This window comes from Rathayibacter sp. RFBD1 (assembly GCF_002932915.1).
Taxonomy (GTDB): Bacteria; Actinomycetota; Actinomycetes; order Actinomycetales; family Microbacteriaceae; genus Rathayibacter.
Genome location: NZ_PSWQ01000020.1, coordinates 228,964 through 250,967 on the forward strand (window position 1 = coordinate 228,964; position 22,004 = coordinate 250,967).

Sequence of the window (22,004 nt, forward strand, 5' to 3'; positions counted from 1 at the left end):
GAGCTCCGATCGGCTGGTCTGGTGCGGTCTGGTCGGGCAAGGGGGAGCGTGCTGTCACCGCGAGGAGCGGGGGAGGGTCCTCACGCGGGTGCGGTCCCCTCCGCGCTGAGGACTCGGCGTCCCCCGCCGCGTCGGAGGCGGTTCCGCTTCGCGGGGCGGAGCCGGGCGGGCGAGCGCGATCAGGTCCGGCGGCAGCGTCAGCGAGATCACGAAGACGCTCACTGAGACGACCCACGTCATCAGGTCGAAGGAGAAGGCCATCGCGAGCATCACGGCGACCTGGGCCCGGCCGAGGCGGTCGGAGCCGATCCACGCGCCCCCCATCGCCAGCACCATGAGGGCGAGCCCGATGCCACCGCTGATCGCGAGCGTCCAGATGAAGTGGTTGTCGATGACCAGGAAGCCGTCCTGCTGCAGCAGGCCCTGCGCGAAGATGCTCAGCTCCGAGAAGAAGCCGCTGCCGATCGCTCCGGTGGGAGAGCCGCGGTGCAGGAGCTGATCCGCGCTCGCCCATCCTTCGAGGCGGTGGCCGAAGGAGTCCGAGGTGGCCGCCTGAGTCGCGACGGCCGAGAGCCCGAAGTCGCCGAGGAAGATCGCGACTCCCGCCCCGATGACGATCAGGACGTTCTTCACCCGCGTCCGGGTGTTGGGAGCGAAGAAGAGGTAGACGACGAAGCCGATGGCCGCTGCGACGAACGCACTGCGCGTCCCCGAGAGGACGAGGCCGGCGACCGCAGCAGCGAGCGAGACGAGCCGGACCGTTCGGGACAGCTTCGACCCGAGAGCGAGGATCAGGAAGAAGCCGAACATCACGATGAGCGAGAAGATGATCGGGTGGCCGGTCGTGCCCTGGATCCGGATCAGGCCGGGGAGGAACGGGTTGTACCGGATGACGGGAAGACCCGCCGTGGTGAGGTTGCGGTAGCCCCAGACCGGCTCGGGCAGGACGGTGAGCTCGGCGATGCCGACGGCGACCTGCACGAGGACGGTGAGCGCCGTCCAGCGCAGCAGCGGCACCAGGTCCTGCTCGCCGAGGCGGGACACGACGGGGAACAGCAGCAGCGGCACCGCGATGAGGGCGAGGACGGTCGCCGGGGAGCTCGAGGAGATCAGGAGGCTCACCCCGGTCGTCCAGACGAACCAGGCGAGCAGGAGGAGCCGCGTGCGCTTCCTCGGCCGCGTCCGCTCGCCGAACGCCCAGGCCAGGATCAGGAACACCGCAGCGACGCCCGTCGAGGCGTAGCGGACGGCGTCCGGAGCGGAGGTGCTCGCGCCGATGCCGAGGACGAAGATCGAGAGGCCGACGGCGTAGCCGCGGAGGCCGACGGCGCGCCGCGGGAAGGTGACGACCAGGAACAGGAGAGCGAGGGCGGCGGCGACGATCAGCATGCGGCACGCCCCGTCCCCCGGAGTCCGGCGGCGCGCGGATTCCGGTGACGGAGGCAGGGCGATTCGGCCGAGGCCACTGGTCCCCGGTTCCACGCAGCGGCCGACCTCGAGTACGGTCCGGTCACGCTGTCCGCACCGCGTACTTCTCCTCGGTGGCGGCCTTTGCGGGGCGCCACCAGTCCTCGTTGGCGCGGTACCAGTCGATGGTGGCGGCGAGTCCGGCGTCGAAGTCGGTGTAGCGGGGGCGCCAGTCGAGTTCGGTGCGCAGGCGGGTGGAGTCGATGGCGTAGCGGAGGTCGTGTCCGGCGCGGTCGGTGACGTGGTCGAAGGCGTCCTCGGGTTGTCCGAAGGCGGTGAGGATGCGGGTGACGACGTCGAGGTTGCTCTTCTCGCCGTCGGCGCCGATGAGGTAGGTCTCGCCGATCTCGCCGCGGTCGATGATGGCCCAGACGCCGGTGTTGTGGTCGTCGACGTGGATCCAGTCGCGGACGTTGGCGCCGGTGCCGTAGAGCTTGGGGCGGATGCCGTCGATGGCGTTGGTGATCTGGCGGGGGATGAACTTCTCGACGTGCTGGTAGGGGCCGTAGTTGTTGGAGCAGTTGGAGATCGTGGCGCGCACGCCGAAGGAGCGCACCCAGGCGCGCACGAGGAGGTCGCTGGCTGCCTTGGTCGAGGAGTAGGGGCTGGAGGGGTTGTAGGGGGTGTGCTCGGTGAAGCGCGCGGGGTCCTCGAGCTCGAGGTCGCCGTACACCTCGTCCGTCGAGATGTGGTGGTACCGCACGTCGTGCGCGCGCACCGCCTGCAGGAGCGCGAAGGTGCCGATGACGTTCGTCGCGAGGAAGGGCGTCGGGTCGTGCAGGGAGTTGTCGTTGTGCGACTCCGCGGCGAAATGGACCACCAGATCCGCATCGGCGACCAGCCGGTCCACCAGCTCGGCGTCGGCGACGTCGCCCTCGACCAGCCGCACTCGGTCGGCGACGGGGGCGAGGGAGTCGCGGCTGCCCGCGTAGGTGAGCTTGTCGAGCACGGTGATCCGTGCGTCGGGACGCTCGCGCAGGGTGAGGTGGACGAAGTTGCTGCCGATGAAGCCGGCACCGCCGGTGACGAGGATCCGCACGGGTTCTCCTGGAGGTCGGGAAGGTCGGGGGAGGCCGGGCTCAGCGGCCCGCGTTCACGCCTTCGAGGCTGAGCAGGCGGTGGAGGTAGGCGCCGTAGCCGCTCTTGACCAGCGGTGCGGCGAGCTCGGCGAGGCGGGCGTCGTCGATCCAGGAGTTGCGCCAGGCGATCTCCTCGATGCAGCCGATCTTGAATCCCTGCCTCTGCTCGATCACGCGCACGAACTCCGTCGCCTCGATCATGGAATCGAAGGTCCCGGTGTCGAGCCAGGCCGTTCCCCGATCGAGCACCTGGACGTTCAGCCGCCCCGCCTCGAGGTAGCGCTCGTTGATCGTCGAGATCTCGAGCTCGCCGCGGGCCGAGGGCGTGATCGTCTTCGCGATCGCCACGACGTCGTTGTCGTAGAAGTAGAGGCCGGGCACGGCGTAGTTGCTGCGCGGCTGCTCGGGCTTCTCCTCGATGGAGACGGCTCGGAAGTGCTCGTCGAACTCGACGACTCCGTACGCGCGCGGGTCGGCGACCTGGTAGGCGAAGATCACGGCGCCCTCGATCGTGGTGTTCGCCGCGAGGGCGGTGCCCAGGGCGGTGCCGTGGAAGATGTTGTCGCCCAGGACGAGGGCGACGGACTCGTCGCCGATGAACTCCTCGCCGATCAGGAACGCCTGCGCGAGCCCGTCGGGGGAGGGCTGCACCGCGTACTCGATCCGCATGCCCAGGCTCGACCCGTCGCCCAGCAGGGCGCGGAACTGGTCGTTGTACTCGGGGGTCGTGATCACGAGGACCTCGTCGATCCCGGCCATCATCAGCGTCGACAGCGGGTAGTAGATCATCGGCTTGTCGTAGATCGGCATCAGCTGCTTCGAGATGCCCTTGGTGATCGGCCACAACCGCGACCCCGAACCACCCGCGAGGACGATGCCCCTCATCGGAGCAGCCCCGGGTGAGGAGCGGCGGCGGGGGTCCGCTGCACCGCCGAGGGGAGCGTGAAGATCTGCGGGGAGAGGGTCACGGAGCCGACTCTATCGGCGGCGCCGCGGTGCCTCCGCATGCCGGTGCGGCGGGCGCGGAACCCGTGGCGGGGACTGACGGTCGAGCGACCGCTGCCGACGCGATCCGACTCCGTGAGCGGCGCGCACGCCGCCCCCGCCTCCGTATCGCGCCTCCCACTCGGAGGCCGCCGGGCACGGGGATAACTTCTCCGACGTCCGCGGCTCCGCCTGCCGCGACGGAGAGAGGTACCGCCCTGTGCACGAGGTCATCGACCAGCGGGACTCCGCGCTCCTCCCGTCTCCCGGTCCCTGCCGCCGATCCCCCCTGACGGGGGGAGTCCGCCCGTGCTGACCATCGGGATCGTCGCCCTCGACGCCTGGCACGCGGCTCCGCTCGAGCGCGCCTGGCGCCGCCAGGGACACCGCGTGGTCGTGGTGACCGGTGACCCGGAGGGGTTCAGCGGGGCGGAGCTCCGCCCCAGCGTGCTCGCCCGCTTCCTCGAGCCCGCCGGCCGGAGGGGCGCCGGGTCCGTCGGGCTCGCCGTCGTCACGCACCGGGCCCGCCGACTGCTCGCCCCGGAGCGGCCCGACCTCGTGGTGGCTCTCCCGGGGACGGCCGTGGAGCTCGCCGGGCTCGCTCCGACGACCGTCCTCCTGGCCGACGACCTCCCGGCGCTCCCGCGCTTCCGGTTCGAGGAGGAGCGCCGCGGTGCTGTCGTCGTCACCCCGACGGAGCGGCTCGCGTCCGCCCTCGCGGGAACGGTCGTGCCCCTGGGCCTGCCGGACGCGTCGTTCCCGACACCGTCCGCCCCCGACGGGCCCCTCCGCTTCGCCGCCGTGGGAGCCTCCGGTCTCGACCGGGGCGCCGAGCGGCTCGATCTCCTCGCCCGGCTGGACGGCACCGAGTACGTCACCGTGATCGACGACGGCGGCGCGATCGCCGACGACCTCGCATCGGGGCTGCGCTCCGTCGGCGAGCAGGACCGCGACGGCGTCGTCGAGGTGCTCCGCCACTCCCACGCGTACGCCCATCTGACGCCGTCGACGACCGGCGCGGCCGCCGGACTCGACGCGCTGGCGAGCGGGCTGCCGGTCCTCGCGATCGAGTCGAGCGTCCTGGCCGATCTCTGCGCGGCGGGGGCGGGCGTGGTCCTCTCAGACGACGCGACGCGCGAGGAGTACGAGGACGCCCTCCACCGGCTCCGACGCGAGTGGACGGCTCTCTCCCGGGGGGCCGCCGAGCTCGCGCGGGAGCGCCCGTGGTCCGTCGCGGCCGAGGAGATCCTCGCCCTCGCGGAGGGACGCGTCCGTGTCCCTTGAACCGGTCCCGGCTGTCGGCGCCTCCGCCGACGCGATGCTGCCGAACGCCGTCGCCCTGCGCCTGGCCGCCGTGCTGGTGCAGTACACCCTGCGGACGCACGGCGTCCGCAGCCTCGTGGTGAAGGGCGAGGGTCTGCACCGCCAGGGGATCCGCGCGCCGATGACGTCGGCCGACGTCGACCTCTGGGTCGACCCCGAGCGCTTCGACGAGGCTCTCGGGCTGCTCGCCTCGATGGGCTGGCGCCGACGCGCCGAGGCTCTCAGCTGGACCCTCTTCGTCGACCACTCGATCACGCTCGTCCACCCCTCGTGGCCGTGCGACGTCGACGTCCACCGCTCCTTCCCGGGTGCCTTCGAGGAGGAGCGGATCGTCTTCGACCGCCTCTGGGCGGCCGCCGAGGATCTGCCGCTGAGCGACGAGACCCTGCGGATCCCCGGGCGCGCGCACCACCTCGTGCTGCACGCCCTGCACCAGCTGCGCAGCGCGCGCTCCGCCTCGGCTACCACGGCGCTGGCGGTTCTGAAGGCGCACGGCGCCGGCCTTCCGAGCGAGGAGCGCGAGGCGATCCGCGACGCGGCCGTCGAGCTCGGCGCGCAGACGCCGATGACGGAGCTCCTCACCTCCTGGGGAGTCCCCGCCGCGCCCGAGGAGCGCTACCGGCACGCCCAGACTCTCTGGGACGTGCGCCGCAGCTCCGACCGGCACACCTTCAACTGGCTGCACGCCGTGGCGTCCGCTCCCTGGCGCCTGAAGGGAGGCCTGCTGCTGAGAGCCGCCTTCCCCACCCGCGCGGATCTCGAGGCGAGCCATCCCGAGGCGACGACGGTCCGACGTCGGCTCCGGCTCCGGGGGGAGCGGACCCTGCGGGCGCTCCGAGGCCTCCCCTCCGCCCTCACCGGTTTCGCCAGGGTGGCGCTGAGCGGCCGCAGCGAGGAGCAGGGCCCGGCGTCCTCGTTCGAGGCGATCGCGGCGACCACGGCGCCGGTGAGCGACCTCCCGGCCTCGTCCGATCCCGCGGCGAGCGCCGTGCATCCGGTGGAGGCCTCCGCCGAGGCGCAGGGTGGCAGCGCGCCGCCGGCCCAGCGCTTCGCCGTCGAGCGCACGGACCGTCAGGTCTACGTGCTCGACCTGTCCCGCCCGTCGGTGCCCCCGATCGTGCTCTCGCTGAGCGCCGCCTCGGTCTTCGAGGCCGTGATCCGGCAGCGCCGGCCCCGGGACGAGGTCGTCGACCTCCTCGCCGATCACTACGATGTCGACCGCGGGACGATGGGCCGCGACGTCGACGCCGTCCTGGCCGAACTCGACGTCCGCTTCCCGGGCGCGGTTCCCGACAGGGCGCTCTCATGAGGGCCGCCCGTTCCCGATCCCTGCGGATCCTGCACGTCCTCGACTCCTTCGAGGACGGCGGAGCGCAGCGTGTGGCCCTCTCCCTGGGCGCGTGGAGCCGCGAGCACGGCTGCGAGACCGCCTACTGGGGGCGTCCCGGGCCGCTCAGCGACCGCGCCGCGCAGGAGTCGCCCGTCTTCGTGGTGCCGAGACCCGGACAGGGCTTCGCGGCCGATCTGCGCGAGCTCGCACTCGCCGTCCGCCGGTTCCGCCCGCACGTCCTGCACGCCCACCAGCGCCGCGAGGCTCTGCTGGCCCTCCTCGTCGGCGCCGCGCTCGGTGTCCCCGTGGTCGAGCACGCGCACACCGAGCTGCCCGGGATCGACAGGCGAGCGCTCTCCTTCCGCTCCCGGCGGGTGTTCGCCGTCTCCGCCTCCGTGGGGCGGATGGTCGTCGAGGGCTACGGCCGCCCGCAGGATCGCGTCGTGGTCACCGGCAACGCCCCGGCGAACGTCACCGCGGAGCCCGCGAGCGCGCCGGAACTCGCCGAGCCGGTCGTCCGCGTCCTCGGCATCGGGCGGCTCGCGGAGCAGAAGGACCCGGTCCGCTTCCTCGCGGCCGTCGAGGCCCTCGCCCGGGTCCGGCCCGTCACCGGCACCTGGCTCGGCGACGGTCCGATGCTGCCGGTGCTGCGCGAGCGCGCCCGGGGAGCCGGAGTGGTCGACTTCGCCGGTCCGTCGGCGGACGTGACCGGAGCGCTGGACGCGGCGCACCTCCTCCTGTCGACCTCGCGGTGGGAGGGGACTCCGCTCGTGATGCTGGAGGCGATGGCCCGCCGTCGCCCGGTCGTGGCGACCGACGTCGGCGGTGTGGGTGAGCTGCTCGCCGACGGTCGGGGCCTCCTGCTCCCCGCCGACGCCGACGGGGAGCGGATCGCCGAGCTCCTCGCCGCCGCTCTGGAGCGACCCGAGGGGCTCCTGATGCAGGCCGACCGCGCGAAGGCGTGGGTGGACGAGGCCGCCTCGCCCGACGCCGTCTTCGGCCCCGTCGTCGCCGCCTACCGCGAGCTCGGGGGCCGACGGTGAGCGGGCGCGTGCACTCGGTGACCGTCGTGGCTCCCTGCTACAACGCGATCGCCCGGCTCGACGGCTTCCTCGCGCGGCTCGCACTCACTCTCGGACCGGGGATGCGGGTCGTCCTCGTCGACGACGCGTCCTCGGACGGCACGGCGGAGGTGCTCGAGAAGTGGGCCGAGGGACGCGAGGACGCCCGGGTCCTGCTCCTCGAGCAGAACGGCGGCGTCGCTGCCGCCCGGAACCGCGCCCTCGACGGCATCGACTCCGAGTTCGTCTGGTTCGTGGACGTCGACGACGAATGGGACACGGAGATCCTCCGGACCCTCACCGCCGAGGCCGAGCGGACGGCGGCCGACGTCGTCGTCTGCCGGGCGCTCTACCGCACCCGGCAGTCGACCTCCGGACGCGTGATCGACGGTCTCGACCGGCGCGAACTGGTCTCGTCCGAACTCGCTCTCGAGCGGATGGCGTCCGGGCGCCTGCACGGCTTCCTCTGGAACAAGCTCTTCCGCCGCGCCGTCCTGCAGGAGGAGCTCTTCCCGCGCTTGAGCTCCCAGTCCGACTTCGTCGGTGTGCTGCGGGCGGTCCAGGCGTCGGAACGGGTGCTCTTCGTGCCGGAGGTCCTCTACTCCTACGTCCACACGGCGTCCTCGATCACCCGTCGGCGCGACCCGGACCTCCGGAACCTCCTGGTCTGCGCCGAGGAGATGCGCGCGGCGCTCGCCCGTACGTTCGAGGAGGTGCCGCGCCCGCTGTCGGACTGGTTCACGACCTGGTTCTACGCCGTCCCCGTCGCGCTCACCCCGATCCGCCAGAACTCCGACGCGGCGCTCGTCGAGACCGGCGTCCGGCTCGGGTCCGAGGCGCTGCGCGACGTCCGCGTGCTCCGCTCCGCGCGGTCGCCGCGGCTGCTCGTCCTGGGGCTGGTGCTCAAGCACGTCCCCGCCGCCTTCACGGCGCTCAGCCGGATCCTCTACGCCGTGCACGACACCCGCCGCCGGCTCTCCGATCGGAGGAGCACGCGATGGACGACGTGACCGGCCCCGTGCACGCCGCCGCGACCGGCCCCTTTCCGCACCTCCGCTCCGTTCCCTCCCTCCCGCACCGACCCCCGAGGAGCACCGGCATGACCTCCTACATCACCGGCCGCATCGAGCGGATGCCGGCCAGCATCACCACGCTCGACGAGGCGGCGGAGGCCGTGCTCGAGCTGTCCCGGAGCGGCCGCGACGAGCTGGTCGTCACGCCGAACACCGACCACTTCGTGCGCTGGAAGCACTCCGGCGAGTTCCGGCGGTACTACGGCCGGGCGTCCCTCGTGGTGCTCGACGGGGCGCCTCTGGTCTGGCTGGCCCGCTCGTACGGTCACCGCACGGCGAGCCGCGTGACAGGCATCGACCTCTTCACCGAGGTCTGCCGTCGCGCGGCGCTCGAGGGCGCGCCGATCGCTCTCATCGGCGGACGCCCCGGAGTCGGCGATCGCGCAGCCGCCGAGCTGCAGCAGCGCTTCGCCGGGCTGCAGGTGCCGGTCGTCGTCTCGCCGGAGCCGGCCGAGCTCGCGGACGACGCCTACCTCGCCCGCCTCTCCTCGACCCTGCGCGCGGCCGACGTCCGCATCGTCGCGCTCTGCCTCGGCTCCCCCAAGCAGGAGGAGGTCCGCGAGCGCCTGCTCGCCGTCGGCGGCACGGGAGCGGTGTGCCTCGGCGTCGGCGCCGCCGTGGACTTCCTCGCCGGCGAGATCCCGCGGGCGCCGCTCGTGGTGCAGCGCCTCGGCCTCGAGTGGGCGCACCGGCTCAGCCGGGAGCCCGGCAGGCTCTGGCGGCGCTATCTGGGCGACGCCGTGCGGGTGCTGCCGAGCGTGGTCGCGGCCCTCCGCTACCGGGTGCGCCGTGCCGTCCGCTGAGCACGCGGGCGGCGTCGCCGGCGAGAGGCCGCTGGTCCTGGTCTGGAAGCGCGCGTGGCTGCAGGACTCCGAGACGTTCGTCCGCAATCAGATGCACGGACTCGAGCGCTGGCGCGCCCTCGGAGTGGGCCTCGAGCGCACCGGCTCGGGCGTCCTCCACGACCGCACGGACATCGTCCTGCACGATCCGATCACCCCTCGCGGGCGGCGGTCCCTCCTCCTGCGGTGGCTCGGAGTGTCACGACGGCTCGACGCGATCGTGGATGAGCACCGGCCCGCCCTCATCCATGCGCACTTCCTCATCGACGCCGTCTCCATCGCCCGGTACGCACGGAGGAGGCGCCTTCCGCTCGTCGTGACGGGGCACGGCTACGACGTGACCAGCTGGCCGCTCGCGACCGGAGCTCCGCGCCTGCTCCGACCCCTCGCCCGAGCTCACCGCGCCCTCGAGGCCCGCACCGTCTTCCGCACCGCGCACGCGGTGATCGGGGTCTCCCGATTCATCACCGACGGGCTCCTGCGCCTGGGGGCGGACCCGCGGCGCACCGGAGTGGGCTACATCGGCGTCCCGACCTCTCGCCCTGAGGCCGCACCGGCTGCGGAGCGCGCGGGAATCGTCTTCGTCGGACGCCTCACCGACAAGAAGGGCGTTCCGGATCTGCTCGAGGCGGTCGCCGCCCTCCCGGGACCGATCCGCGACGTCCCCCTGACCGTCGTCGGCGACGGCCACCTGCGGGAGGCGCTCGTCGAGCAGGCGGCGCGGCTGGGCCTGCGGGTGACCTTCACCGGCTCCCTGCCCCCCGCCGAGGTCGCCCGCATCCTCGCCGGCGCCGCGGTCTTCTCCGCACCGTCTCGGACCGCGGCGACGGGCGACTCCGAGGGCTTCGGCATGGTCTTCCTCGAGGCTGCGCTCGCCGGCGTCCCTGTCGTCTCGTACCGCCACGGCGGCGTCCCGGAGGCGGTCGAGGACGGCGTCACCGGGCTGCTCGTCCCGGAGGGGGACGTGCCCGGCCTGACCGGGGCGCTCGCCGCCCTGCTCCGGGACCCGGACCGCGCGGAGCGGATGGGCGCGGAGGGGCGGGAGCGCGTGCTCGCCTCGTTCGACCTCGCCGAGCGGATCCGCGACCTCGAGGACCTCTACGACCGGGCGGCCGGCCGATCGATGCCGACGACGACGGACGGAGATCGCGGATGAGCCGCGCCGAGCACCGCGCCGACGATCCGCGACCGGGCCTCCGTCCGGCCTCCGCCGGGCGGGAAAGGTGAGCCTGCGCCGGAGCACCGTCGACGCGACCGCCTGGACGGCGGTCTCGTTCGCCGTCGCGCTCGTCGTGCAGCTCGGGCAGTTCGCGCTCCTGGCGAGACTGCTGGACCCCTCCGAGATGGGGATCATCGCGATCGTCGCCCTGCTCAACGCGTTCGTCGACATCTTCCTCGGCATGGGGGTCGCCCAGGCGATCATCCAGCGCCGGCGGGCGACCAGCTTCGAGCTCTCGTCGGTCTTCTGGCTCAACCTCTCCGTCGGGCTCCTGGTCACCGTCGCCGTCCTCCTGGGTGCCGCACCGATCGCCTCCCTGCTCGGGTCCGCCGCCGCGGCGCCGGTCCTCACCGTCGCCTCGCTCGTGTTCGTGGGCAGCGCAGTCGGGCAGGTACCGAGAGCGGTGCTCGAGAAGGGGATCCGGTTCCGAGCGGTCGCCGTGTCCGAGACGATCGCTCTCGTCGGCGGCTTCGCCGTGACGGTCTGCCTCGCGGTCTCGGGCGCGGGGGCGCTCTCCTACGCGTGGGGGCTCGTCGCGACCGCGGCTCTACGCTCCGTGCTCGCCCTCGTGCAGGCCCGCCGCTGGTTCCGGCTGCGGTTCCGGTTCCGGATCCGCGAGACCGCCCGCTTCCTCTCCTTCGGCGTCTTCCAGACCCTCGACGGCATCGTCAACTACCTGGGCTCGAACGCCGGCTCGCTCGCGATCGGCCGCCTGCTCGGACCGGCCCAGCTGGGCGGATACACCCTGGGATACAACCTCGCCGTGAACCTCCCCGCGAGGGTCAACCCGATCGTGACGCGAGTGATGTTCCCGGTGTTCTCCTCGATCCAGCACGACCGCGAGCGCGTCGCGCGGAACCACCTCCGCGTCACCGCGGTGCTCAGCATGGCGAGCATCCCGCCGCTGATCTTGGTGGCGCTGCGCTCCGAGGAGATCGTGCGGCTGTTCTACGGACCCGGCTGGGGCTGGATCGCGGGCATGACGAGCGCGCTGACGGTGGTGGGCGCGGTGCGGGCCATCGGCAACCCGGTCGGCTTCATCCTGATGGCGATGGACCGGGTGCGGTTCGGGCTGATCGTGAACATCGTGAAGACCGCGATCACGATCCCGATGATCGTCGGCGGGGGAGTGCTGTTCGGACTCGACGGCTTGATCGGCGGGCTGCTGCTCTCGAGCGCTCTCGGCTTCGCCGTCACCTGCGCCGTGCTGCGGGTGGTGCTCGGAGTGCGCCTCGGCGCGTTCCTGCGCGCGTGCGCCGCGGGGCCGCTGCTCGCCGCACCGATGGCGATCGTGCTGCTCCTGCTCCGCCTGCTCCCCGAGGGCGCGCCCCTGCGGCTGCTCCCGGTGGAGCTGGCGCTCGCGGGCCTCGTGCTGGGAGCGACCGTCCTCCTGGCGCCGGGGCGCGACATCGCCGAGGCGCGATCGCTCGTCCTGTCGCGACTGCCCGCCCGGCTCCGGCTCGGCTCCGCCGCCCCGGTCGAGGTCGCCGTGGTGCTGGCCGCCGAGGAGCGCTTCGACGGCAGCGGGGGAGCCGTGGCGACCTGGGTCCGCGAGACGGTGTCCCGGTCCTCGCTCCGGATCGCCGTGCACGCGCCGTGGTCGTCGGCGTCACCGGGCGTGGACGTCCGGCCGCACCGCCTGTACCGGCGGATCTACGCGGTCCAGCGGCGCGCGGCACTCCTCCTGGCGCGTCGGCGCGACAGCGACCCGGGCGCCGAGCTGCGTCGGCTGTCCTTCGGTGGCCGCTTCTGGCTGCTGGTGCTAGCTCCGTCGCTGCGCCGTGTCCCGACGGTCTGGATCCACAACCGCCCCCGCTACGCCGTGCGCCTGCGCCGCCTGGGCTACCGGGGGCGGATCGTCGCACACCTGCACAACGACCTGCTCGATCACCTGCCGCCCGATCCCGCCGCGGCCCGGCGCTACCTCGACGCGGTCGACGAGTGGATCTTCTGCAGCGAGTTCCTGCGCGCCCGGGCGGTCGACCGGTACGGCCTGATCGCCACAGCCGTCCTGTACAACGGGGTCGTCCCTCCGCCCGAGGTCCCGCCGGCGCCGCTCGGCGGTACTGCGGAGGCGGTCTTCGCCGGGAGGCTGGTGGCCGAGAAGGGAGCCCGCGAGGCCGTCGAGATCGTGAGGCGGATGCGGACCGAGCACGGCGCCGATCTGCGGCTGGTCATCGCCGGCGCATCGGGCCTCGGGGACGACGCGACGCCCACCACGTACGTCCGAGCGCTCGACGAGGCTGTCGCCGCCCTGCCCGGCGTCGTGCGCCGGCTCCCGTTCCTCCGGCACGAGGACCTGCTGGAGCTGTTCGGCTCCTCGGCGCTCCTGCTCTACCCCTGCCGCTGGGACGAGCCGTTCGGGATGGTGGTGGTGGAGGCGCTCTCGCGGGGGATCCCCGTCGTGACGGTCGAGCGCGGAGGCCTCCCCGAGATCCTGCGCACCTCCGACGGAGTGGTCGACGGATCCGTCCTCGTCCCGCCGGGCACGGAGGAGGAGGTCGCGGACGCCGTCCTCGCGGAGCTCCCCGCCCTCATCGCCTCGCTGCGCGATCCCCGGCGACGCGCGGAGGTCGCTGCGGCGTCGCGGCGCCGAGCGGCGGACTTCCGCTGGCCGGGCATCGCCCGCCGCGCGGACGAGCTGCTCGCAGACCCTCGTGGCTGAGGCGCGGGGACGCCGCGCGCACGCGGATCGACGTTCCGCGCCAAGCCCGTCGAGGCTCGTGCCGCGCGATTAGTGTCGGCGCGACATGCCACCTGCATCCCCTCTCCCGCCCGCGTCCGCCGACGCCACCGCCTCTCCCGTGCTGCTCGATCCGCCTCCCGCCCCGGACCGGCGCCCGCGGACGACCCTCCCGCCGCGAGAGGTCGGCCCGTCGTCCCGGAATCGGCGCGCCGCTCCTCCGCTCCGCCAGACGGAGGCCGCCACCGGCACCTCCGCGGAACGGCTCTGACATGGGCCGCCACGCCGACGACGCCCTCCTCCGCCGCCCGACCGCCTCTCGTCCCTCCGTCATCGCCGCGACCCGCGTCACCGACGCTCCGGAGACCCGCGGGCTGCCCTCGCGCGCGCCGGCGGATCCCGCTCAGCGGCGGCACGAGCGGATCGTGCTCGTCTTCCTCGCGGTGCTCCTGGCGCTGAGCGTCGTGCAGCTCTACACCCTGGGGCCCGTCACCGCTCCGGTCGCCTGGAGCCTGCTCTTCCTCCCGTACTCCGTCGCGCGGCTGCGCGGCGGGCGGATCGACCGGTTCGTGGTCGTGGTCCTCCTCGTGATCGCCGGCACCCTCTTCGCGCTCACCTACTCCGGAGCACGCGCGGCCGCGCTGCGCGACGTGGTCTCCGTCGTCTCCTTCCTCACTCCGTACCTGGCCGTCCGCGGGCTCGGCGACGGCGCCTGGCGTGTCGTCGGCCGCGCCCTCAACTGGGCGGCGCCCGTGTTCCTCCTCCAGGTGACGCTCACGATCCTCTTCCAGCTCGATCCCGTGCAGGAGACCGCCTACCTCCGGTGGCCGGACGCGGTGCTGTTCTCCGACATCTACGTGCGGGACATCTTCACGACGTCCTTCAACAACGTCCTGCAGGAGAAGTCGGGAGGGTTCTTCCTCAACGGCAACATCGCCTCGATGTACATGGCCACGACCGGCGCGCTGGCCTTCGCCGTCTGGAGACGGCAGCGGGGGAGGCTCCTCCTGCTCGTCGCCGTCGCCGGGCTGGTCGGCGCCCTCTTCACGCTGTCCAAGACCGCGATCGTCCTCGCGATCGTCCTGCCCCTGCTGGTCGCCGCGATCCGCGGACTCAAGGGACGCAGCCTCGGTCCGGTCGCCTGGATGATCACCATCCCCTCCGGGATCACGGCCGTGTACGCCGTCGCCGTGTCCTTCCCGCAGCTGGCGGAGGCCGGCCTGCTCACGCTCGGGGCCCGCGGCGACTTCCTGCGCCTGGCTGCGAGTGCGTTCCCCGACAACTGGCTTCTGGGGCTGGGGTACGGCGGATGGCAGGAGCTGTGGCTGGCGCGCGGGTCGCAGTTCACCCAGCACAGCGAGCCGCGCCCGCCTCACAACCTCCTCGTCACCGCGTGGACCAACGGCGGGCTCCTGATCGCGCTCCCCGTCCTCGCGTTCCTCCTCCTGGCCACCGTCGCCGTTGTGCGCCTGCTCCTCCGGGTCGCCCGGAAGGAGGCCGTCGCCGTCGGGGCGCTCGCCGTCGCCGTCCTCTGGACGTTCCTGCACGGGATGGCCGACAACACCACCTGGTTCGGCGATCAGCACTCGCTCGCGACGCTCGCGGTCTCCGTGGCGCTCGTGGGCGTCCTGTCGGCGGAGGCGCCCGCCGCGCCGGGCCGAGTGCCTCATGGAAGCGCTCCGGCGGCCTCGGCCGGCGCGGGTCGGGCGCCGCTGCGACGGCCGCCGAGCCCCCGCCTCGGGCGGCGCTGACGCGACCGCCGCGCCGCAGCCGGTCCGGACACGGACCGCGCCGGTATCATCGACCCGTTATGGCACGCATCTACGACTGCTCCGTCGACACGGACCTCCTGACCGGCACCCGTCTCGCACGGACGGCCATCGGCCGCGGCGAGCTGGTGGTGATCCCCACCGACACCGTCTACGGCGTCGCGGCCAACGCGTTCGACGCCGCCGCGGTCCAGCGCCTGCTCGACGCGAAGGGACGGACGAGGCAGTCGCCGCCGCCCGTCCTGATCGGGGACGTGGCCGCCCTCGACGCCCTCGCCGAGAACGTGCCGGAGGCGGTGCGCGACCTCGCGCGCGAGTTCTGGCCCGGCGGGCTCACCATCGTCCTGCACGCCCAGCCCTCACTCGTCTGGGACCTGGGCGAGACGCGCGGGACCGTGGCGCTGCGCATGCCGGACAACCCGGTCACGATCGAGCTCCTCGCCGAGACCGGCCCGCTGGCGGTCTCCTCCGCCAATCGCACGGGGCAGCCCTCGGCCACGACCGCACAGGAGGCGTTCGACCAGCTCGGCGACTCCGTCGACGTCTATCTCGACGCCGGCGCCGCCGGATCGCGCTACAGCGACCGCCCCGCGGGCGCCAGCGAGTCCTCCACGATCGTCGACGCGACAGCGCTGAGCTTCGAGGGCGGCACCCTGCGCATCCTGCGCCAGGGCGTCGTGTCGGCCGAGCGGATCCGCGAGGTCGTCGGCGACCTGCTGCCGGATCCGGACGCGCCCCGTGCCGAGACGTCGGAGCGCGACGCCTCGACGGCCGGCGCGGCGCAGGCCGAGGACCAGCAGGAGCCCGCCGAGACCGCGACCGGCAGCGACCCGTACGCCTTCGAGCGGACCCCGACAGCGCGCCCCGACTGGGCCTCCGGCGCCCGCCTGCAGGACGACTCCGCTCCCGGCGATTCTGCGCCCGTCGATTCCGCCGATGCGACGGACCCTGGCTCGTCGAGCACGAACGCGCCGACGCCCAACACCGGCACCGGCGCCGCCCGCACCGACTCCGCTCCGGGTGAGTAACCGGTGATCACCTTCGCCCTCGTCTCGCTCGCGGTCGCGCTCGTGACCGGAGCGCTGTCGTGGGTCATCTGGAAGCTGAGCCTGAAGTACCGGCTCTACCCGAAGATCCGCGTCAGGGACATGCACACGCGGCCGACCCCCCGCCTGGGCGGCATCGCGATGTTCCTCGGGATCCTCGTCGGCTTCGGCATCGCCTCCCAGCTGCCCTACTTCCGGCTGGTGTTCGCCAATCCCGAGCCGATCCTCGCGATCCTCGGCGCGAGCCTGCTCATCGTCCTCATCGGCGTCGCCGACGACATCTGGGACCTGGACTGGACCACGAAGCTGGCCGGTCAGCTGATCGCCGCCGGCCTGATCGCCTGGAAGGGCGTGCAGATCGTCTCCCTGCCGATCGGCGGCCTGACCGTCGGCTCGCCGTGGATGTCGCTGATCATCACCGTGCTCGCGATAGTCCTGGTCACCAACGCTCTCAACTTCATCGACGGCCTCGACGGCCTCGTGGCGGGCGTCGCCCTGATCGCCAACGGGGTCTTCTTCCTCTACAGCTACCTGCTGGTGCAGCAGACCTCGCCCACCGACTACTTCAACCTGGCCTCGCTCATCGCGGTCCTGCTCGTCGGCGCCTGCGCCGGATTCCTCCCCATCAACTGGCGTCCGGCGCGGATGTTCATGGGCGACAGCGGCGCACTGCTGATCGGGATGCTGATGGCCACCTCCGCGATCGCGGTCACCGGCCAGATCGACCCGGCCCAGCTCGCTGCGAAGGAGCTCCTGCCCGCGTTCATCCCGATCATCCTGCCGTTCGCGATCCTCGTGGTGCCGCTGATGGACTTCGGCCTCGCCGTGATCAGGCGCCTGCGCGCGGGAAAGTCGCCGTTCAGCGCCGACCGGAAGCACCTGCACCACCGCCTGCTCGACATGGGGCACTCCCACCTGCACGCCGTGCTGATCTTCTACGCGTGGACCGCCGTCGTCGCCGTCAGCTGCCTGCTGATGTTCGTGGTCGACGTGCTGTGGGTCCCGCTCGTCTTCCTCGGAGTCGGTCTGCTGGTCTGCACCGTCGTCACGCTCGCCCCGCTCAGCCGCCGCAAGCGGCTCGAGGCGGCGGCGCAGTCCGCGGAGGCCTCACCCGTCCTCGACCCCCTCGACCGCGCGTCCTCGACGGAGCTGCTCCGTCCGCCGGCCGGACTCCCGATCGACCGGGACACGACAGCGCCGACCACGGCGCGGAAGGAAGCATCATGACCGGAGCCTCCCCGGCCACCCCCCGTCCGCAGCCCGCGTCCGTCCCCGTCCTGCGCCGCGCGCTGGTCGTGGGCGGCCTCTTCGTGCTCGCCCTGGCCGTTCTCGGCACCGTCGTCGGCGGGATCGCCGCCGGGGGAGAGGGCGCGATCGGAGCCCTCCTCGGCGCGATCGTCGGCGGCGTGATGGTGCTCCTCACCGCCGCGAGCATCCTCGTCGCCAACCGCCTCGACATCGGCGGGTTCTTCGCCGTCGTCCTCGGCACGTGGCTCGCCAAGTTCGTGCTGTTCGTGATCGCCGCCCTGGTCCTGCGCGATCAGCCGTGGCTGAACAGCATCGCGATGTTCGTCACGATCATCGTCGCCGTCCTGGGGTCCCTGGTGATCGACGTCCTCGTCGTCTCGCGCTCGCGCATGCCGAACGTCAGCGACATCGCTCGATGAGGACGAGCCGAACGGTTCCTGAGAGGACCACGATTCGGCTCTCAGGCCGTTCTGTTGCTACAGTAGGGACGAATCCCGCAGGCGAACGTGTCCTCAGATCGTCTCATCGTTGATGGCGGTCGTCGAGCACGATCGCCGTCCGAGCGGAAAACCCCACCTTTCGTCGTCGCGAGAGCGTTGCGTCCGAATGATTCGATTCGGTCGGCTGCAACGTGCCACGCCCCGAATTCCAGGAGCTAGCGCTGTTTGCTAACGCTGTGACCCTGTTGGTCTCGTCCTCGACCGGTGAGAGTGACTTCCACACCCCGTCGATCTCCGAGTTCTTCCCGCCCGGTTTCCTCTTCGAGGGAACCCCTTTCGAGATCAACCGCGTCATGCTGGTCCGCTTCATCGCGGTCATCGCACTGATGCTGTTCTTCTGGCTCGGGACGCGCAAGCTGCGCCTCGTCCCCGGCCGCTTCCAGAACGTCGTCGAGCTCGCGTTCGACTTCGTCCGCGTCACCATCGCCAAGGACATCCTCGGCGAGAAGGACGCGCGCCGGTTCCTCCCGATCCTCGTGACGATCTTCTTCGCGATCATCTCGATGAACCTGACCGGCATCGTCCCGTTCCTGAACATCGCGGGCACCTCCGTGGTGGGCATGCCGCTCTTCCTCGGCCTGGTCGCCTACGTGACGTTCATCTACGCGGGCATCAAGGACCGGGGGATGGGCTTCTTCAAGAACGCCCTGTTCCCGCCCGGAGCGCCGTTCCTGATCTACTTCATCCTCACGCCGATCGAGCTGCTGCAGACGTTCATCATCCGTCCGCTCTCGCTCGCACTGCGGCTCGTGATGAACATGATCGTCGGCCACCTCCTGCTGGTGCTGTGCTTCTCGGCCACGCAGTTCTTCCTCTTCAGCTCCCAGATCGACCCGGGCTTCAAGCTCTTCGGCGTCGTGACCTTCGCCTTCGGCGGTGCGTTCACGCTCTTCGAGCTCCTCGTCGCCGTGCTGCAGGCCTACATCTTCACCCTCCTCGCTGCGGTCTACATCCAGTTGGCCGTCGCCGAGGAGCACTGACCCCACTACTCACGGGCTCCCGCCCGTTCTCACGATCACCCCACTGAAAGGACCCACTCGTGGACTCAGTCACCGTTCTCGCCGAACTCACCGGCAACATCGCGACGGTCGGTTACGGCCTCGCAGCGATCGGCCCCGGCATCGGTGTCGGCATCGTCGCGGGCAAGACCGTCGAGGCCATGGCGCGCCAGCCCGAGATGGCCGGCCGCCTCCAGACCACGATGTTCCTCGGCATCGCGTTCACCGAGGTGCTCGCGCTCATCGGCCTCGCCACCTACTTCATCTTCGCGGCGTAGTCGTGTTCAGCACCGCTGTGAACATCGCTGCGGAAGAAGGTGACGTCCCCGCGGTCATTCTGATCCCGGAGTTCTACGACTTCTTCTGGTCGGGGGTGATCTTCCTCATCCTGCTGTTCTTCTTCTGGAGGCTGGTCCTGCCGCGCCTGCAGAAGATGCTCGACGCGCGCTCCGCCGCGATCGAGGGGAACATCGCGAAGGCCGACGAGGCCCAGCGACAGGCCGAGGCCGCCCTCGAGAAGTACACCGCCCAGCTGGCCGAGGCCCGCGCCGAGGCCGGAGTGATCCGTGAGAAGGCGAACGCCGACGGCAACGCGATCGTGGCGGCGAAGAAGGAGCAGGCGCAGGTCGAGGCCGAGCGCATCCTCCACAACGCGCACGCCCAGATCGAGGCGGACCGTCAGGCCGCCGTGGTCTCGCTCCGCTCCGAAGTCGGAACCCTCGCCATCGACCTCGCCTCCGGCGTGATCGGCGAGAGCCTCAACGACGACGCGAAGGCGTCCGCGATCGTGGACCGCTTCCTCGCCGATCTCGAGGCCTCGGAGAAGGCGAACAACTGATGGGCAGCGCGTCCAGGCAGGCACTCGCATCGGCGAAGGCGGAGCTCTCCGCCCTCGCCGGTCAGGCGTCCCTCGACACGGCCCAGCAGCTCTTCGAGGCCGCACGGGTCATCGACGGCCAGGCGCAGCTGCGCGCGGCCCTCGCCGACCCGAGCGCCGACTCGAGCAGCAAGCAGGCTCTCGTCGCCCGCGTGTTCGGTCCCTTCGGCGAGCCGGCCAAGCGCCTGCTCACCGTGATCGTCGGCCACCGCTGGTCGAGCCCGAGCGACATGGTCGCCGGGGTCGAGGAGGTCGGGGTCCGCGCGATCGCGTCGTCCGCTCCGGAGGGCGTCAACCTCGAGAAGGAGCTCCACTCCTTCGGCGAGGTCGTCGCCTCCGACGCCCAGCTCGAGCTCGCGCTCGGCAGCAAGCTCGCCGCCGCCGACTCGAAGGTCGCGCTCGTGCAGCGCCTCCTCGAGGGCAAGGCCGCGGCCGAGACGCTGGCGATCCTCCGGCAGCTGATCGCGCACCCGCGCGGTCGCCGCATCCCGGAGCTCGTCCGCTTCGCAGCAGGCGTGGTCGCCGACCAGGGCGGGTTCATCCTCGCCACGGTCTCGGTCGCCGCACCGATCGCCCCCGAGCAGCTCGACCGGCTCCGCTCGGCGCTCACGCGCCAGTACAGCCGACCGGTCTCCGTCAACGTCGTGGTCGATCCCTCCCTCCTGGGCGGGATGCGCCTGCACGTCGGCGACGAGGTCATCGACGGAACCGTCTCCGCACGGCTGTCCGACCTGAAGCTCCAGCTCGCGTCCTGACGGGCGCACGTATCCTCAGAGGGCACTGCCCTCGACCCCCGCACCATCCAGGTCAGGCCCCGACGACCTCTTCGGCTCGCACGGACCCAACGAATAGGAATTCCCATGGCAGATATCACCATCAGCCCGGATGAGATCCGCGACGCGCTGAAGGACTTCGTCTCGTCGTACGAGCCGGGCAAGGCCTCCACCACCGAGGTCGGCTACGTCATCGACGCCGCCGACGGCATCGCCCACGTCGAGGGCCTCCCCGGCGTCATGGCCAACGAGCTCATCCGCTTCTCCAACGGTGTCCTGGGCCTGGCCCAGAACCTCGACGAGAACGAGATCGGCGTCGTCGTCCTCGGCGAGTTCTCCGGCATCGAGGAGGGCATGGAGGTCACCCGCACCGGCGAGGTCCTCTCGGTCCCCGTCGGCGACGGCTACCTCGGCCGCGTCGTCGACCCGCTCGGCAACCCGATCGACGGACTCGGCGAGATCGCCTCCGAGGGCCGCCGCGCCCTCGAGCTCCAGGCTCCCGGCGTCATGTCGCGCAAGTCGGTCCACGAGCCGCTGCAGACCGGCATCAAGGCCATCGACGCGATGATCCCGGTCGGCCGCGGCCAGCGCCAGCTCATCATCGGGGACCGCCAGACCGGCAAGACGGCCATCGCGATCGACACGATCATCAACCAGAAGGCCAACTGGGAGTCGGGCGACACGAACAAGCAGGTCCGCTGCATCTACGTCGCCATCGGCCAGAAGGGCTCGACCATCGCCTCGGTGAAGGGCGCGCTCGAGGACGCCGGAGCGATGGAGTACACGACCATCGTCGCGTCCCCGGCCTCCGACCCCGCCGGCTTCAAGTACCTCGCCCCCTACACCGGCTCGGCCATCGGCCAGCACTGGATGTACGGCGGCAAGCACGTCCTGATCATCTTCGACGACCTGTCGAAGCAGGCCGAGGCCTACCGCGCCGTGTCGCTCCTCCTGCGCCGCCCGCCGGGACGCGAGGCGTACCCGGGTGACGTCTTCTACCTGCACTCCCGTCTGCTGGAGCGCTGCGCGAAGCTGTCCGACGAGCTCGGCGCCGGCTCGATGACCGGTCTCCCGATCATCGAGACCAAGGCGAACGACGTCTCGGCCTACATCCCTACCAACGTGATCTCGATCACCGACGGCCAGATCTTCCTCCAGTCCGACCTCTTCAACGCCAACCAGCGTCCCGCGGTCGACGTGGGCATCTCGGTCTCGCGGGTCGGCGGCGACGCGCAGGTCAAGTCGATCAAGAAGGTCTCCGGCACGCTGAAGCTCGAGCTGGCGCAGTACCGCTCGCTCGAGGCCTTCGCGATGTTCGCCTCCGACCTCGACGCCGCCTCGCGCCGTCAGCTCGCCCGCGGCGCCCGCCTCACCGAGCTGCTCAAGCAGCCGCAGTACTCGCCGTACCCCGTCGAGGAGCAGGTCGTCTCGATCTGGGCCGGAACGAACGGCAAGCTCGACGAGGTCCCGGTCCCCGACGTGCTGCGCTTCGAGCGCGAGCTCCTGGACTACCTGGGCCGCAACACCCAGGTGCTGAACACCCTCCGCGACACCAACGTGCTCTCCGACGACACCGTCGCCGAGCTCAACCGTGCCGTCGACGGCTTCAAGCTGGAGTTCCAGACCGGTGAGGGCAAGCCGCTCGCCTCGGTCGGGCGCGAGGAGCACCAGGCCATCGCGGCCGACGAGGTCGGCCAGGAGAAGATCGTCAAGGGCCGTCGCTGACCAGCGG

18 protein-coding genes and 1 pseudogene are annotated in these 22,004 nt (G+C 71.8%); 16 read left to right on the forward strand and 3 right to left on the reverse strand.

Features of this window, described 5'->3' with window-relative positions:
* Positions 1-54: 54 nt before the first annotated feature.
* The 3 genes from C5D50_RS10205 to rfbA all read right to left on the reverse strand — a co-directional run bounded on the left by C5D50_RS10205 (position 55) and on the right by rfbA (position 3,431).
* Positions 55-1,389, reverse strand: a complete 1,335-nt coding sequence (locus C5D50_RS10205) for an O-antigen ligase (protein ID WP_104255063.1) — start codon at positions 1,387-1,389, stop codon at positions 55-57.
* 121 nt (positions 1,390-1,510) lie between these two features.
* The gene (gene rfbB, locus C5D50_RS10210; RefSeq protein ID WP_104283969.1) at positions 1,511-2,506 is read right to left on the reverse strand and encodes a dTDP-glucose 4,6-dehydratase; all 996 of its coding nucleotides are present in this window, start codon (positions 2,504-2,506) and stop codon (positions 1,511-1,513) included.
* A gap of 40 nt (positions 2,507-2,546) precedes the next feature.
* Positions 2,547-3,431, reverse strand: a complete 885-nt coding sequence (gene rfbA, locus C5D50_RS10215) for a glucose-1-phosphate thymidylyltransferase RfbA (protein WP_104223010.1) — start codon at positions 3,429-3,431, stop codon at positions 2,547-2,549.
* A 408-nt stretch (positions 3,432-3,839) separates the two neighbouring features.
* Between rfbA and C5D50_RS10220 the strand changes: the two genes are divergently transcribed.
* From C5D50_RS10220 to atpA, 16 genes and pseudogenes are all read left to right on the forward strand, one after another.
* Positions 3,840-4,814: a hypothetical protein gene (locus C5D50_RS10220; RefSeq protein ID WP_104283421.1), complete on the forward strand. Its 975-nt coding sequence runs from the start codon at positions 3,840-3,842 to the stop codon at positions 4,812-4,814.
* Entirely contained in the window at positions 4,804-6,162 is a 1,359-nt protein-coding gene (locus C5D50_RS10225) for a PqqD family peptide modification chaperone (protein ID WP_104283422.1), read from the forward strand. The genes C5D50_RS10220 and C5D50_RS10225 overlap by 11 nt, the downstream gene beginning before the upstream one ends.
* Positions 6,159-7,226, forward strand: coding sequence for a glycosyltransferase family 4 protein (locus C5D50_RS10230; protein ID WP_104283423.1), 1,068 nt, complete (start codon positions 6,159-6,161; stop codon positions 7,224-7,226). The genes C5D50_RS10225 and C5D50_RS10230 overlap by 4 nt, the downstream gene beginning before the upstream one ends.
* Complete coding sequence (locus C5D50_RS10235) at positions 7,223-8,254, forward strand: glycosyltransferase family 2 protein (protein ID WP_181137333.1); 1,032 nt, start codon at positions 7,223-7,225, stop codon at positions 8,252-8,254. Before C5D50_RS10230 ends, C5D50_RS10235 begins: the two co-directional genes overlap by 4 nt.
* An 89-nt stretch (positions 8,255-8,343) precedes the next feature.
* Positions 8,344-9,120, forward strand: a complete 777-nt coding sequence (locus C5D50_RS10240; RefSeq protein ID WP_104272658.1) for a WecB/TagA/CpsF family glycosyltransferase — start codon at positions 8,344-8,346, stop codon at positions 9,118-9,120.
* Positions 9,107-10,315 (forward strand): glycosyltransferase, encoded by a 1,209-nt coding sequence (locus C5D50_RS10245; RefSeq protein WP_104283426.1) that lies wholly within the window; start codon positions 9,107-9,109, stop codon positions 10,313-10,315. Before C5D50_RS10240 ends, C5D50_RS10245 begins: the two co-directional genes overlap by 14 nt.
* A 67-nt stretch (positions 10,316-10,382) precedes the next feature.
* On the forward strand, positions 10,383-13,043 hold the full coding sequence (locus tag C5D50_RS10250; RefSeq protein ID WP_104283427.1) for an MOP flippase family protein: 2,661 nt from the start codon (positions 10,383-10,385) through the stop codon (positions 13,041-13,043).
* 290 nt (positions 13,044-13,333) lie between these two features.
* On the forward strand, positions 13,334-14,812 hold the full coding sequence (locus C5D50_RS10255) for an O-antigen ligase (protein WP_104283428.1): 1,479 nt from the start codon (positions 13,334-13,336) through the stop codon (positions 14,810-14,812).
* 59 nt (positions 14,813-14,871) lie between these two features.
* A pseudogene (locus C5D50_RS10260) lies at positions 14,872-15,552 on the forward strand (L-threonylcarbamoyladenylate synthase); the annotation flags it as partial.
* A 309-nt stretch (positions 15,553-15,861) separates the two neighbouring features.
* A complete protein-coding gene (locus tag C5D50_RS10265) occupies positions 15,862-17,103 on the forward strand; it encodes an MraY family glycosyltransferase (RefSeq protein ID WP_181065442.1) in 1,242 nt (413 codons plus the stop codon).
* Entirely contained in the window at positions 17,100-17,543 is a 444-nt protein-coding gene (locus tag C5D50_RS10270; protein ID WP_104255053.1) for a hypothetical protein, read from the forward strand. Before C5D50_RS10265 ends, C5D50_RS10270 begins: the two co-directional genes overlap by 4 nt.
* Before the next feature lie 257 nt (positions 17,544-17,800).
* Positions 17,801-18,604 carry a F0F1 ATP synthase subunit A gene (gene atpB, locus C5D50_RS10275; RefSeq protein WP_068254016.1) on the forward strand — a complete coding sequence of 268 codons (804 nt, stop codon included), beginning with the start codon at positions 17,801-17,803 and terminating at the stop codon, positions 18,602-18,604.
* 59 nt (positions 18,605-18,663) lie between these two features.
* Positions 18,664-18,900, forward strand: coding sequence for an ATP synthase F0 subunit C (locus C5D50_RS10280; protein ID WP_055794702.1), 237 nt, complete (start codon positions 18,664-18,666; stop codon positions 18,898-18,900).
* A gap of 2 nt (positions 18,901-18,902) precedes the next feature.
* Positions 18,903-19,460, forward strand: a complete 558-nt coding sequence (locus C5D50_RS10285; RefSeq protein ID WP_244229449.1) for a F0F1 ATP synthase subunit B — start codon at positions 18,903-18,905, stop codon at positions 19,458-19,460.
* The gene (locus tag C5D50_RS10290; protein ID WP_104232703.1) at positions 19,460-20,254 is read left to right on the forward strand and encodes a F0F1 ATP synthase subunit delta; all 795 of its coding nucleotides are present in this window, start codon (positions 19,460-19,462) and stop codon (positions 20,252-20,254) included. The genes C5D50_RS10285 and C5D50_RS10290 overlap by 1 nt, the downstream gene beginning before the upstream one ends.
* Before the next feature lie 105 nt (positions 20,255-20,359).
* Positions 20,360-21,997, forward strand: a complete 1,638-nt coding sequence (gene atpA, locus C5D50_RS10295) for a F0F1 ATP synthase subunit alpha (RefSeq protein WP_104223023.1) — start codon at positions 20,360-20,362, stop codon at positions 21,995-21,997.
* The last annotated feature ends 7 nt before the right edge of the window (positions 21,998-22,004 follow it).